Source organism: Affinundibacterium baiyunense, assembly GCF_018139645.1.
Classification (GTDB): Bacteria; Pseudomonadota; Gammaproteobacteria; order Burkholderiales; family Burkholderiaceae_D; genus Undibacterium; species Undibacterium baiyunense.
The window spans coordinates 49,984-62,592 of the sequence record NZ_JAGSPM010000005.1; the positions used below are offsets into that span (position 1 = coordinate 49,984).

Annotated in this window: 12 protein-coding genes; 10 read left to right on the forward strand and 2 right to left on the reverse strand. The window is 44.1% G+C overall.

Features of this window, described 5'->3' with window-relative positions; genetic code table 11:
• On the forward strand, positions 1–2,734 hold a 2,734-nt coding region (locus KDM92_RS09510; protein WP_212684126.1), incomplete at its 5' end, for a beta strand repeat-containing protein.
• Between the two features lie 100 nt (positions 2,735–2,834).
• Here KDM92_RS09510 and KDM92_RS18565 read toward each other — a convergent pair.
• Positions 2,835–3,485, reverse strand: a complete 651-nt coding sequence (locus KDM92_RS18565) for an energy transducer TonB (RefSeq protein ID WP_230408268.1) — start codon at positions 3,483–3,485, stop codon at positions 2,835–2,837.
• A gap of 383 nt (positions 3,486–3,868) precedes the next feature.
• Between KDM92_RS18565 and KDM92_RS09520 the strand changes: the two genes are divergently transcribed.
• From KDM92_RS09520 to KDM92_RS09555, 8 genes are all read left to right on the forward strand, one after another.
• Positions 3,869–4,543: a response regulator transcription factor gene (locus tag KDM92_RS09520; protein ID WP_212684127.1), complete on the forward strand. Its 675-nt coding sequence runs from the start codon at positions 3,869–3,871 to the stop codon at positions 4,541–4,543.
• A 14-nt stretch (positions 4,544–4,557) separates the two neighbouring features.
• Positions 4,558–6,090, forward strand: a complete 1,533-nt coding sequence (locus tag KDM92_RS09525) for a sensor histidine kinase (protein ID WP_212684128.1) — start codon at positions 4,558–4,560, stop codon at positions 6,088–6,090.
• Positions 6,087–6,299 carry a KOW motif-containing protein gene (locus tag KDM92_RS09530; RefSeq protein ID WP_212684129.1) on the forward strand — a complete coding sequence of 71 codons (213 nt, stop codon included), beginning with the start codon at positions 6,087–6,089 and terminating at the stop codon, positions 6,297–6,299. The genes KDM92_RS09525 and KDM92_RS09530 overlap by 4 nt, the downstream gene beginning before the upstream one ends.
• Positions 6,300–6,362: 63 nt before the next feature.
• A complete protein-coding gene (locus tag KDM92_RS09535; RefSeq protein WP_212684130.1) occupies positions 6,363–6,782 on the forward strand; it encodes a hypothetical protein in 420 nt (139 codons plus the stop codon).
• 21 nt (positions 6,783–6,803) lie between these two features.
• Positions 6,804–7,346 carry a nucleotidyltransferase family protein gene (locus KDM92_RS09540; protein ID WP_212684131.1) on the forward strand — a complete coding sequence of 181 codons (543 nt, stop codon included), beginning with the start codon at positions 6,804–6,806 and terminating at the stop codon, positions 7,344–7,346.
• Between the two features lie 78 nt (positions 7,347–7,424).
• Positions 7,425–7,823 carry a GFA family protein gene (locus KDM92_RS09545; RefSeq protein ID WP_230408269.1) on the forward strand — a complete coding sequence of 133 codons (399 nt, stop codon included), beginning with the start codon at positions 7,425–7,427 and terminating at the stop codon, positions 7,821–7,823.
• A gap of 57 nt (positions 7,824–7,880) precedes the next feature.
• The gene (locus KDM92_RS09550; protein ID WP_212684132.1) at positions 7,881–8,312 is read left to right on the forward strand and encodes a hypothetical protein; all 432 of its coding nucleotides are present in this window, start codon (positions 7,881–7,883) and stop codon (positions 8,310–8,312) included.
• Positions 8,313–8,689: 377 nt separating this feature from the next.
• Positions 8,690–8,998 (forward strand): hypothetical protein, encoded by a 309-nt coding sequence (locus tag KDM92_RS09555; protein WP_212684133.1) that lies wholly within the window; start codon positions 8,690–8,692, stop codon positions 8,996–8,998.
• A 170-nt stretch (positions 8,999–9,168) separates the two neighbouring features.
• On the opposite strand, the gene KDM92_RS09560 is transcribed toward KDM92_RS09555, so the two are convergent.
• The gene (locus KDM92_RS09560) at positions 9,169–9,621 is read right to left on the reverse strand and encodes a hypothetical protein (RefSeq protein WP_212684134.1); all 453 of its coding nucleotides are present in this window, start codon (positions 9,619–9,621) and stop codon (positions 9,169–9,171) included.
• A gap of 713 nt (positions 9,622–10,334) precedes the next feature.
• Here KDM92_RS09560 and KDM92_RS09565 point away from each other — a divergent pair.
• Positions 10,335–12,581, forward strand: coding sequence for a carboxy terminal-processing peptidase (locus KDM92_RS09565; RefSeq protein ID WP_212684135.1), 2,247 nt, complete (start codon positions 10,335–10,337; stop codon positions 12,579–12,581).
• Positions 12,582–12,609 lie beyond the last annotated feature (28 nt).

Here is a 12,609-nt window from a genome sequence, read left to right on the forward strand (position 1 = left end):
TGGCGTGACCTTAAGTGGCAGCAACTTAATCGTCCCAGCGGGCGTGACCAGCTTCACGGTCACGGTAGCGACGATCGATGACACCGTGGTCGACAGTGCCTCCCCAGAATCCTTACCGTTAGTCATTGGCGGGGTGACGGGCGCTGGCGGTATTGTTGACAATGACCAACCGACGATCACCACAGTAGAACCAGGCGCAGCAGGTCCAGCTGGTGACACGGTGGTCGAAGGCAATAATTTGGTGTACACAGTCAGCTTGTCAGGTCCGACCACAATCGCCTCGACGTACAGCTACAACTTAGGTGGCGGTACAGCGACAGCAGGTAGTGACTACACAGCAACCCCAACGTTTAGCAATGGCGTGACCTTAAGTGGCAGCAACTTAATCGTCCCAGCGGGCGTGACCAGCTTCACGGTCACGGTAGCGACGATCGATGACACCGTGGTCGACAGTGCCTCCCCAGAATCCTTACCGTTAGTCATTGGCGGGGTGACGGGCGCTGGCGGTATTACAGATAATGAATCTGTGCCAACCGTATCAGTATCAAATGTTACTGTCGCTGAGAATGCAGGATTTGCGCAATTCACTTTGAGTTTAAGCGGTGTTAGCAGTGTTGCGACTAGCTTTAATTTAGCACTGGCAAATGCAGGGGCGACTGGCGGAGGTGTTGACTATGGCGCTTCTGGTGCGACGAATCTGCAGATATCAACAAACGGTGGTGGAACTTGGGTAAATGCGACAAGCGTCACTATCGCTGCTGGTGCAACGAGTGTCTTAGTGCGAACACCAATCCTTACAGACTCTTTGGTTGAATCTGCAGAAAACTTCACGTTGACAGCGACAAGAACAGCTGGAGTTACAAGTAATGCGTCTGCAGTAGGTACGGCAACAATTACAGACAATGTTTTGCCAACTGTTGCGGCACAAACTAGGTCGGTGTCCGAAGAGGGATTGAGTTCGGGTATTGCAGATACTGTCGGTAACCCAAGTGATACTACTAATTCCACTACCACTTCTGGGACGATGACGGCTACAGATCCAGATGGTGCAATTACGGCATGGAGTTTAACGTCGGCTCCAACTGGCCTCACGTCGAATGGCGTGGCGATCACGTGGAATTTGGTGGGGCAGACTTATACTGGTACAGCAGGTGCGACGCAGGTGGCTACATTAACCATCAATAATTCAGGCGCGTACACTTTCAACTTGTTGGCACCAATTGATCACGTGGCTGGCAACGGTGAAAATATCCGTGCTTTGAATTTCGGCATTGGCGCGAGTGACGGCTTTGGTGTTGGTACTGGGACTTTGACAATCAATGTTGAAGACGATGCACCAGTAACTACAGCGATGACACATGCATTGTTTGTTGGAGTCGACTCTATCTCTGTGAACGATTTAGATGCTGGATTTGTAAATGCAATCAATACAAATGGAAATGCTGTTACAACCACAAACGTTGATTCGCATGATACCTTAGCCGATCGTTTGTTGTGGGGTACAGGCAGCCCACAGTCTGGGTATGACTTAGTTGATACGACAGGCTTTACTACTTCGGCAGGTACTGCGGTTGCTCTGGGGCAATTGTTTGAGGTCGCTAAGTTTACGCATAATAATTTCCCTGTAACTGGTGCATCGTTGGATCGAACCGATTTGAACCTTACGTTTGATGTTGTAATCAATGGAGTCTCGACGACGGTACCGTTCACCGTAGTTTTAGATCATACAGAGACGACGAATACTAGTGATCCTGAAGCGTCAAAAGACATTATTCAGTTGCCAGCAACAAGTTCCACAATCAATATCGCGGGACAAAATTATGTCGTGAATCTGAATGGTTTTAAAGATGAAAATGGTAACTTGGTAACGCAGATTAGAACATTGGAAAGTGCTTCTAGTACGTTCGGTATTTTTGCTTCGGTCACTACTGTTGAACCATTGCCTGTGGCTACTGGTCGCGTTTTAGCACAAGGTGGTGCAGATGGATTGACAAATACGGTGACTTGGAGTGGTACGAGTACTTACGGAACTTTCACTGGGAACGCCGACGGCACCTACACCTTTACGATGAATGAGGCGACTAGAAGTTCAATCGCTGTTGGTACGCAGTTGACTGCCTCGTTTAATTACACATTCACAGATCGTGATGGCGATACATCAACTAATGTATTGAACATCACGATGGGTGGATACAGAAATACAGAGGGTACCAATGCTGCTGATACGTTAACTGGGCAGAATAGTGTTGCTGATATTATCTTTGGCTATGGCGGTAACGACACCATCAATGGTAATAGTGGAGATGACGTGCTGCTCGGTGGTACGGGTAACGATACCTTAACTGGTGGTGCTGGTGCAGATACCTTTAAATGGAGTTTGAATGACAATGGTACTACAGCAGCTCCAGCGATCGATAGAATCACTGATTTCGGTACTGCAAATTATGCCGCTGGCGGTGATCGTTTAGACTTGCGTGATCTGTTAGTTGGAGAAACGAGTGCAACTCTTGATAAGTTCTTACACTTTAATTGGGATGGTACGAATACGACCTTGTATATCAGTACCAGTGGTGCTTTCACCGCAGGTAATGCGATGGCGACTAATCCGACTAATGTTCTCAGTAATGACGTGCAGCAGATCGTATTTAACGGTGTCAATTTAACGACAGGCTTCACTACAGATCTGCAATTAATCAATGATTTGATTGCGAAAGGAAAAATCATTACGGACTAATTAATTGAGTCGATTAGATTTTTTGGTGTATTAGAAAAAATGGGACAAGTAATTGTCCCATTTTTGTTTTTGAAGTCGCAACTAAACCTAGTTCGAGTTCTCAATTCAAATGCCAAACATACTGTAATTTTGCCCACGATTTTTCTGGTACACCGTCTACAGTGCCAGGTTTAAATTTGCATAAACTTAAACCTTGAATCGCTGCTTTATCGAGTGCGCGCGAACCACTTGATTTTTCTACTTTACTTTCTAAAACTTTGCCATCTGGACCAATTAACATTGCTAGATTGACGACACCTTCTTCACCATTACGTATAGAGCTTGCTGGGTAATCTGGCTTTTCACAGGCGTTTGAATCCACTTGCGCTGCAATATGAACAGGATTGCTTGCTTTCATAAATTCTGTAGTTTCCTCATGGCTGTTTGTCGTTGTATTGGTGAAGGGCTTTGCTTGATTGAGGTCTTTTTCGACGACAATAATTGTTTCAGAATCAACACGTTCGGTTCGAACCAGTGGTGGCGGAATAATTGGCGCAGTCGGTGTAGTCGTGGGCATTTCCTTTGATTTTTCCGGCTCTGGTGTTTTTACGGGTGGCGTAATGTTGGCTAGTTCAATAATGGTCGGTTGCCGAAAATCGGCGATGTTAGTTGCTTGCAACCCCAATCCCAAGGCGATCGCGTGTAAGGCACCTGTGATCAATAAAGATGAGACATTCTTTTTTTGTGTTTGTTGAAAATGATGTGTAGACATAATGAACTCCCATTGAAGTGAGACAGCGAGAATGTCGGGATCGACAAGTTGACGATAGCACTGCAGCATTGATAGCGAAGCTAGCCTTGAGAATCAATGATTGCCTATCGTTAGATTCATAATATGCTAGAAGCTAGCAATTTAAAAGCATTTAATTGGTAATTTATTGTTCTTTTGTGCGGAAAAATAGCTATTAGATTGACTTAAGCTTTTTAAATCAAGAGCTTATGTAGAACTGTAAATGTGTGGTGAGTTGAAGAATAAACTGCTAGTTACTAGCAAAAATACGACACTAGACTTACTTTTATAAGTAAAATGAATCGAAAGCGTCGTCGTCATGGAGAAATGACGAGGCACATGCATGAATGTTTCTGGAGAAAATAATGCAGAATCAAGACTCAAATCGTCCACAATCGAATCCGCAAACCATCCGTGTACTATTGGCAGATGATCATCCTATTGTTATGACTGGCTTTGCTATGACCTTAGCGGCTGAGGGCATGGAAGTGGTTGGTCAGGCAAAAACACCAACAGAGGCGGTTCAACAATTTTTCGCTACGCAAGCGGATGTGATCGTACTTGATATACGTTTTGGTGCCGAAATGACCGGTTTAGATGCTGCTAAACAAATTTTGGAAAAACAAGCCGAGGCGCAAATTGTATTTTTGAGTCAGTTTGATCAAGACGCTTTAATTAAGGAAACCTATCGTCTAGGTGCCAAAGCATTTGTAACCAAAGATTGTGATCCTGCCGATTTAGCGATTGCGGTGCGAAGGGCGGCGCAGGGCGAGTTGTACTTTATGCCTTCGATTGCCGAGCGTTTGGCAAATCTCTCTGTGCGCGGCGACACCTCTCCACAAACAGTACTCGACGAACGTAGTTTGGCAATTTTTAAACTGATGGCAGAAGGTTTAACCAATGTGGAGATCGCAGAAAAGCTCGATCTCTCGCAAAAGACGATCAGTAATATCAGTCAATCTGTCAAAGAAAAACTCGGCGTCCATCGGCCTGCTTTGATTACTAAATTAGCGGTCAAATATGGTTTGATCGAACCATGAATTGACGAATGCTGATGACTTCAAATCGCATAACACAACTAGGAATACTTGCTCGCCTATTACAATGGCGTAGCTGGAGCATACGTACTCGGTTAATGGTGATTGCGATTTTTCCGGTCGTGTATTTATTTTTTTCATTGATTTCGTATTCGTATTACGCACGGCTAAAAGAAGTCGAAGAAGAGTTACATGCCCGCGCAACCACCATCACAACCGCGTTAGCCGATGGCGTTGAATACAATATCGTTGCTGGAAATATGCAGGCGATCAAGCAGATGATGTATAGCGTGATTCAAACCGATCGTAATATCTATCGCATCGCGATTTTGGATACGAACAAAAAAGAACTGAGTCATGTTGAGAACGCGGGGCAAGCCAAACCTGAGAAAAATTATGTTGAGTTACCGATTAAGCGCCACATGGTGTGGGTGAATTTGCATACAGATAATCATGCCAGTGTAGTGCAATTAGATAGTGCAAAAAGCAGTAGCCAAACCATACTTGGCTATGTGCGCGTCACCATGACCAAGTCATATTTGTTAAGCCAACAGCGCTATCGATTTTCGATAGAGTTGTTGATGTCGATGTTGGCACTGTCTGTCAGTGCGTGCTTGGCATGGTATTTGTCTAAAGGCTTAAGTCAACCTTTACATCGTGCTATCAATGCTTTGCGCGACATTAGTTCTGGTCATACAGCGACGCAAATTGTCGTTTCTGATGGTGGCGAAATCGGCATGCTGCAAAATTCCATCAACGATATGGCCAACAATTTGCATCAGTCGCAAACGCATTTAGAAAATACGGTGGCGGAACGTACCAAAGAATTAATCGCATCGCGCAACGAGGCATTAAAAGCTGATGCAGAGAAGCGTCGCTTGATTCATAAAGTCAATGCAATCGTGGAGAATGAAAGGCAAAGTATTGCGGTAGAAATTCATGATGAATTGAATGCGTCCTTGATTGCAGTTAGATTAGAGTCTGAACGGATCGCCAAGATTGCTGCACAAGCTAGTCAACATGAAACACTCGCGCCACAACTCCAAGAAATTCAAGAACGTGCCAAAGCAGTCGCCAAGCTTGCCTTGGATTTATATGCGAATGGTAGAAACTTGGTGCGACGATTGCGACCAGAAGTTTTGGATATGCTTGGATTAGAAGGTGCAATAGAAGAAATGCTGCGTATGTACAATGCGGCGCATGAAGATTGCCATTTTGAATTTGAAACAAAAGGGGATTTCGCGCAGCTAAATCCCGAGCTTGCTATTTCTGCTTACCGCATCGTACAAGAAGCTTGCTCCAATATTTTGAAACACGCGCACGCGAAGAAAGTCGAAATCTCGCTACAAATGAATTTTAAAAAATCTTTATTAAGCATCAGTGTGAACGATGATGGCAAGGGGTTCGATACAGAACAAGTTGTGGCTGGAATCGGCATCAGCGGCATGCGCGAACGTGTGCTTGCTTGGGGTGGCGAATTTGCTTTGCAAAGCCAAGTCGGTGAGGGCACGCGTATTTTTATTCAATTGCCAGTGGAGTCAATGAAATGAATCAGGATGTAACTAGTCAGGTGAAAGATGGCGATTACTGTAAAGTGATTGGCGGTACCCACAAAGGAAAATCTGGCACGGTGCGTGACTTAAATATCAGCAAGACTGGGCATTTGACGATTACGGTAGTGCAAGATAATGGTGAGCGCTTTAAGACTTTAGCTAAGAATGTAATTCGGATTATCTTTTCTGGCAGTGAAATTTGTTGACTGTGGCGCGATACCTTAAGTATCAAGCACAGGTTTCTTGTTTTGTAAATGTCGAGTTGGTTTATGATGAAAAATATTGTAGCCATAGTACTGATTGGGGCAGCATCAATTGCTTGCTCCCAAGTAGAGAATGTCGCAAGTTGGCGATTTATTCAATCTGTCGGAGGAATGGCAATTGGCACACCAACTAAGACCAAAGGTGTTTGGATCTTACCTATTTCCGTTGATGTAAGTGGATTGAAGAAGTTCACCTCAAATCCCACCAACTTGAATTCAGGAATAGTGTGCCGACGAATAACTTCTCAGATCGAAGGAAAAACGATTTATTTGACCGTTCATACTGGTATTCCGGCAAAAACGGATTCAGCCAAGTGTGCTTCTATCGAAATGAAATCTATGATCGAAGGCAAGCATGATGTGTTTTATAAAGAACAAAATGGAAATCGACAATTTATCGCTGAAGTCGAATTTGTTGATAGATGAAAACATATCGACAACGAGCGTATGAAGCAACAATTCATTGAAGACGTTTTAAGTAACCCCAAAAATGCCGAAATTTTTGCCCGTTGGGATGCCATCGCACTGCCTGATAGTTGGCTGGTTGCGGGATGTTTGTTTCAAACCGTTTGGAATCGTAAATCAAATCAAAACCCGACGTTTGGTATCAAAGATTACGACATCTTTTATTTTGATGATGACTTGTCAGCGACTTCTGAGCAGGCGCATCAAGAACGCGTGAATGATCTTTTCAAGGATTTGAACATCAATATCGAAGTATGCAATCAAGCGCGTGTTCATCAATGGTATCCATCCTACTTTGGGCATGCCTATCCAGAATTAAAAAGTGTGCAAGAGGGCATCGATCGCTTTCTCATCCCTTCAACTTGTGTGGGGATGAATCCACAAGAGATCTATGCACCCAACGGTTTTGAGATCTTGTATCAAGGAGTCTTAGCAATGAATTCGCTTACACCGCATCAAAATTTGTATGAACAAAAAGCGCATTCTTATCAACAGCGTTGGCCTTGGTTAAAGCGCATGCAGTGAAGTTTGCCGCGCTTGCTAATACTTCTTTTTAAATTGAAAATATCTAGGCTGGGGAAGCAGTAAACAAAGGAGAGGTTGATGTCCGAATTGATTAAAGGCGCTTGTCTTTGTGGTGAAGTTCGCTGGACTTTTGCAGGCCAACCCGACGGCGCGACCGCCTGTAACTGTACTGCGTGTCGGCGCTATGGTGTATTGTGGGCTTACGATTATGAAAATGAAGGTATCCACGTCAGCGGAGTCACGCGCGCTTATGTACGTGGTAAAGCACTAGAATTTCACTTCTGTCCTAATTGTGGTTGCGTGGCATATTGGCGTAGTTTGCAATTAGACGAACAAGGTCGCCGTCGTATCGCTGTGAATTTACGTTTGGCTGAGCCAGATGCTGTTGCTCAGATTCCGATAGATCATTTTGATGGACTCGATACGTTCGATGATCTTCCGCGTGATGGAAAGTGTGTGGCAGATTATTGGTTTTGATTGCTAGGAATCAGTGCGTGCGTCTAGTTTTTTATCACACAATCAAATGCAGATAATATGAAAAAACTTTCAGAATGGTGGGTCTATCTAGCTGGCGTCATTGCTGTAATCGGCGTGATTATTCATATCGCAGCTATCTTCGGTGGACCAAGTTGGTACGCTTACTTCGGCGCACCACCGCAGATTGTGCAATCGGCACGCGAAGGCACTTGGCTGGCGCCTGTTAGTACCATGATGATCACTGCATTAATGGCGATTTGTGCAGCATATGCATTTTCTGCATTGGGCCTCATACGACGTTTGCCATTGTTACGCACAGGATTAGCTGGTATGGCAGCGATTTGCTTATTACGATCAATGATATTTTGGCCTTTGATGATCAATCATCCAGAATTGCGCAACACTTTCGAAATTGTCGCGGCTATCGTTTGGGGCTTGGCAGGTGTGGGTTTTGTGTTTGGATTCCGTTTGGTGCATGCACATCGTTGATGTTGTCAACGACAGGATTCCTGCGATGAGCTTTGTAATCGCAATCGCTTGATGTGCATCATGTAAACCTAAGGCGTAAAAATCATCGAACGTGCAAGACTTCCTCTTGTTTCTATAATGGTTTACATCAAAGAGCGAATTCATTCATTTATGATGGATTGATGATGCTCCTATTGGCAATGTATTTCACTTTGAATCAACGATGAGGTAAGCGAAGATGAGCAAAAAAAATTCTAATACTAGCAGCTTTTTGTGCAGCGTCTTTTTATGGCAATGTGACACAAGCACGGCAGCACCAACATCACAGTAGTGAACACGGTAAGCTGTCACTGAATCAAGGCAAAAAATGGAATAGCGATGCGCCCCTGCGACAAAGCATGAATACACTACATGCAGAGTTTCAGAAAAAAATCGCTAGCAAACAACATCAAGCTTTATCCAAAACACACTTCAAACAACTAGGCGAGATAACTCATACAGAAATTGCAAACATAGTCGCCAATTGCAAACTCAATCCGGAAGCAGATGCTGTGTTACATCAGATTATTGCCGAGATGACGCAGGGTGCAGACGTAGTGACTGGCAAAGCAAAAGGCCAACCTGCAAAAGCGACACATAAAGTTATCAATGCTTTGAATGATTACGGACGTCTGTTTGAACATCCGAATTGGATAATCTTGAAATAAGAACGCCGAAATACTGCTTGCAAGCTTATTGTCGTAGGGGGCACGGATTCACCGTGGCCAAGCGTTACAGTTGAGTAATGGGAGCAAGCTCAATAAGATTTTCGTTCAGGTAATTTAAGCGTCTAACGCGGAGACAAAATACGTACCTAGCCCTTAAAGTAAGTTAGATTTCAGTCTATGCAGGAAGAAGAAACCTCGACTTTCGTGACTCCAGCAGTGGCGAGCATAACGAATAATTCTTCCATAGCCTCGATCGGCGCAGAACCAAAGTCTACGGTGAACTCCCAGTTATTATTATTCGCAGTTGGTGCCGTAACTGAATGAATTACACCTTGAAGTCCATGAGCATCTAACTCGTGCTCGTCATGGGGATCTAGCCATCGTAGAGTCCAATTCTCTAGACCTGAGGTAAATGAGTCTGTATTGCATTTGAATTCTGTTCCATACCAAGCGATTGGATGGAATAAAATCTGTAAGCCAGTTGCCGTGGTCACGGTGAATGGTTCGAAGTTTAGATATGAATCAGGATTCACTTCTTTAATTTCAGTATGTCCATTGACGTTTGAAAGTATGTCCGCTCGATAAAGCCTGAATGGGTAGGCATCTTTCCGTTGAAGCTCCATTAAGACCTCTGGTGCTGATGGCGAATGTCTTTCTCGAAAGTCATTGAGTAAAGCAACAAATTTATTGAGAAAACGTGATCTGACCGATGTGACGATGTTGAGCAATTGTTCCATTGGAGCGAATTATCTTTTTAAAAAAATTATTTAAATTTTATCTTGCAAAGATAACGGATAGTGGAGAATGGCGCAATTTGTTTGAGCCGCTTTGAAAATCCCATACTGTCAATTTCATTTTAATGATCCTCTCAAAAACCTAACCTAGGCATAAGCAAATCAACAAAAAAGTGTAAATAGTCCAAATACTCCAAAGTGCGAGGGGGCAAATCTACCAAGCATCGCCAACAAGTAATTCACCAATTTAATCTAACTTACCTCATCGCTCTCTCGCTAGTGAGAGCTAGAATTAGCTAGCTCCCCTCAATCAGCAAAGTGAACTTAACAAACTGTAACAGGTCACACCAACAAAGCGTTACAAAAAGCAGCATGAAAATGCCGGAAACTACGCTCTGGTGGGCTGTCGGAAAGCAAAACAAGTGATATGCTGCTACTCTATGAAATTTGGAGTAGGCAAGTTATCAAGCCGCTCTCGTGCTGTTAATTTGTATTGGTGAAGAATATTCGTATTTAGATAGGTACAATCAGGCTTTGAGGTTAAATAATTATCAACCTGTGTCCGATGCCTGTGCTGCGTTACGAATAACTGGAGAAAGAACATGAAAAAGACTTTAATAGGCATGGTAATCGCTTTGGTGGTTTCTACGCATTTTGCGATTGCGGAATCCGGCCCGATTGCCGCAGTCAATGCACCAGACGTCAATAATACGGCGAAGGCGACGCTGAATTTTCAGCCTTTGCCGCAGCAAATCCAAGCCGCGAATATGACGGCGGAATTCTTTACCCGCTTTCACTATAAGGCAACGCCTTTAGATGATGCGATGTCGGAAAAGATTTTTGATCGCTATTTGAAGTCACTTGATGGTGACCGTATCTTTTTCTTGCAATCCGATATCGATCAATTTTCTGTAGCGCGCGATAAATTAGATGATGCGATTTTGGGGCAGGATTTAACGACACCATTTGCCATGTTTAATCTGTATCACCAACGCTTTAAAGAGCGCTTAACTTATGCACGTAGTTTGCTGAATACAGAATTTGATTTCTCGCAAAAAGAGGCTTATCGCTATCAGCGTGACAAAGAGCCTTGGCCAAAATCCGAAGAAGAAATGCGTGATTTATGGCGTCAACGCGTAAAAAATGATTGGTTGCGATTAAAGCTTGCAGGTAAAGAGCCAGCAGCTATCAAATCCACTTTGGAAAAGCGTTACGAAACCACGCTAACACGCATGAATAAACTGAAAAGCGAAGACGTGTTTCAGTTATTTATGAATGCGTATGCGATGTCGGTAGAGCCGCATACCAATTATTTGGGACCCAAAGCAGCAGAAGACTTTGATATTTCTATGCGATTGTCGATGACGGGTATTGGCGCGACTTTGCAGGATCGCGATGAAATGGCGACAGTGCGCGAAATGGTGCCAGGTAGCCCAGCTGCTTTGTCGGGTAAATTGAAAGTCGGTGATCGTATTGTTGGTGTTGCTCAAGGTACGGATGGCCCGATGGTTGATGTGATGGGCTGGCGTTTAGACGACGTGGTGAAACTGATTCGCGGACCGAAAGACACGACAGTGACTTTGGATGTGTTACCGGCTGATGCGGGACCAGATGGCGCGCACAAAAAAGTCGTCTTGGTACGCAATAAGATTACCTTAGAACAGCAGGCTGCAAAGAAATCGATACAAGAAGTAAAGTCAGCTGACGGTACGCGCCGAATTGGTGTGATTGCCTTGCCGACCTTCTACCAAGATTTTGATGCACGTCGTCGTGGCGACAAAAACTTTAAGAGTGCGACACGCGATGTAGCAAAACTATTAGCCGAATTGAAAAAAGAAAAAGTCGATAGCGTGTTAATTGATTTGCGCGATAACGGTGGTGGTTCTTTGAACGAGGCCGTAGAGCTGACCAGTTTGTTTATTGGCAAAGGTCCAGTAGTTCAGCAGCGCAATTCACAAGGTAAAGTCCACGTTGAAAGCGATAGCGCAGGCGTGGTTGCCTGGGATGGTCCACTCGGTGTGATGATTAATCGTGGTTCTGCATCTGCTTCAGAGATTTTTGCTGCTGCAATCCAAGACTATGGTCGTGGCTTGATTATTGGTGAGAATAGTTTCGGTAAAGGTACTGTGCAGACGGTAATTAGTTTGGATCAGATGGCACGCAGTGAGAAGCAGCAATATGGCGATTTGAAAATGACTGTTGCGCAGTTCTTCCGCGTGAATGGTGGTACGACACAATTGCGTGGCGTCACTCCAGACATCGCTTATCCAAGTTTTACTGATGCCGATAGTTATGGTGAATCTAGCTATGACAATGCCTTGCCTTGGGTGCAGATTAAACCTGCAAATTATCAAGCGTTAGGCAATTTAAAAGACGTGCAAGCGATGCTGCAAGTCCGTCATGAAATGCGGATTGCGAAAGACAAGGAGTTCCAATTCATTAAAGAAGATATTGCTGAATTTAAAAAGCAAAAAGAGAAAAAAGTGATTTCTTTAAATGAAGAGGAGCGCCGTGCAGAACGTGATGCGCGTGAGAAGAAATCCAAAGAACGTGAAGCAATCCGCGCTGCTTTAGAAGGTAAATCGAAAGTGGCAGGCAAGGCTGATGATAAAGCAGATGCAAAAGCGGAGACAAGCAAAGTGCCAACGCAAGATGATGGTTTGCAAGGCAGCGAACGCAGTTTGGCAGCAGAGTTGGCGGCTGAAAAAGCTAGTAAAGAAGCAAAAGATGTTTATTTGATCGAAGCAGCGCACATCTTGAGTGATGAGATTGAACTGCTTAAATCCAGTAAGCGTTTAGCTGACAAAACTATCTCACGTGCGAGTGTGAAGAGTAAGGAGACGAACTAAATACAATCGCAAATTTTTGTGCATGAAG

Excerpts from the sequence above, each read along its gene's own strand:
- KDM92_RS09540 (WP_212684131.1), top strand. The coding sequence starts at position 6,804 with ATGAAGCAACAATTCATTGAAGACGTTTTAAGTAACCCCAAAAATGCC.
- KDM92_RS18565 (WP_230408268.1), bottom strand. The coding sequence starts at position 3,485 with ATGTCTACACATCATTTTCAACAAACACAAAAAAAGAATGTCTCATCT.
- KDM92_RS09535 (WP_212684130.1), top strand. The coding sequence starts at position 6,363 with ATGATGAAAAATATTGTAGCCATAGTACTGATTGGGGCAGCATCAATT.
- KDM92_RS09520 (WP_212684127.1), top strand. The coding sequence starts at position 3,869 with ATGCAGAATCAAGACTCAAATCGTCCACAATCGAATCCGCAAACCATC.
- KDM92_RS09560 (WP_212684134.1), bottom strand. The coding sequence starts at position 9,621 with ATGGAGCTTCAACGGAAAGATGCCTACCCATTCAGGCTTTATCGAGCG.
- KDM92_RS09555 (WP_212684133.1), top strand. The coding sequence starts at position 8,690 with ATGAATACACTACATGCAGAGTTTCAGAAAAAAATCGCTAGCAAACAA.
- KDM92_RS09545 (WP_230408269.1), top strand. The coding sequence starts at position 7,425 with ATGTCCGAATTGATTAAAGGCGCTTGTCTTTGTGGTGAAGTTCGCTGG.
- KDM92_RS09530 (WP_212684129.1), top strand. The coding sequence starts at position 6,087 with ATGAATCAGGATGTAACTAGTCAGGTGAAAGATGGCGATTACTGTAAA.
- KDM92_RS09565 (WP_212684135.1), top strand. The coding sequence starts at position 10,335 with ATGAAAAAGACTTTAATAGGCATGGTAATCGCTTTGGTGGTTTCTACG.
- KDM92_RS09550 (WP_212684132.1), top strand. The coding sequence starts at position 7,881 with ATGAAAAAACTTTCAGAATGGTGGGTCTATCTAGCTGGCGTCATTGCT.
- KDM92_RS09525 (WP_212684128.1), top strand. The coding sequence starts at position 4,558 with ATGACTTCAAATCGCATAACACAACTAGGAATACTTGCTCGCCTATTA.